General features: G+C 67.9%; 1 protein-coding gene. It reads right to left on the minus strand.

The window, feature by feature from the left end; all coding sequences use genetic code 11:
* Positions 1 to 542, minus strand: a 542-nt coding sequence (locus KUM32_RS35480; protein WP_217146045.1) for an ABC transporter substrate-binding protein, incomplete at both ends; no start/stop codon positions are given.

Genomic DNA, 542 nt, shown 5'->3' on the forward strand with positions numbered 1-542 from the left:
TTGTACGTGATCGTCATCTTGCCGCCGGGCAGGCCGCCGCCCTCCTCGATGAGCTGCTTGGCCTTCTTCGGGTCGTACTCGCACGCGTCACCGCACAGCCCCGCCTTGTAGCCGCCGTCGGCGCCGAGCACCGGTGAGGTCCAGTCGGTGGCCGGGGTGCGGGTCTTCTCGAAGATCCGCTCGGTGATCTGCTCGCGGTCGATGGCCATCGACAGGCCGCGCCGCACCTTCTCGGAGCCCGCCTTGCTCCACCGCTTGTCGTACGTCGGGAAGGTGAGGGTCTGGATGATGCCGGCCGGCTGGTTGATGTACCGGTCGCCCAGGTCCTGCTTCACGTTCTTGAGCTGCGCGGCGGGGATGTCGTCGGCCAGGTCGAGGTTGCCGCCCTGCAGGTCGGTGTAGGCGGTGCCGACGTCGGTGTAGACCCGCAGCTCCACGCCCCCGTTCTGGGCCTTGTCCGGCCCGCCGTACTTGTCCCACTTCTTGAGCCGCATGGACGTGCCCTTCTTGTACGAGTCCACGCGGTACGGGCCGTTGCCGAC

The sequence above is a fragment of the Streptomyces sp. AC627_RSS907 genome (assembly GCF_019049165.1).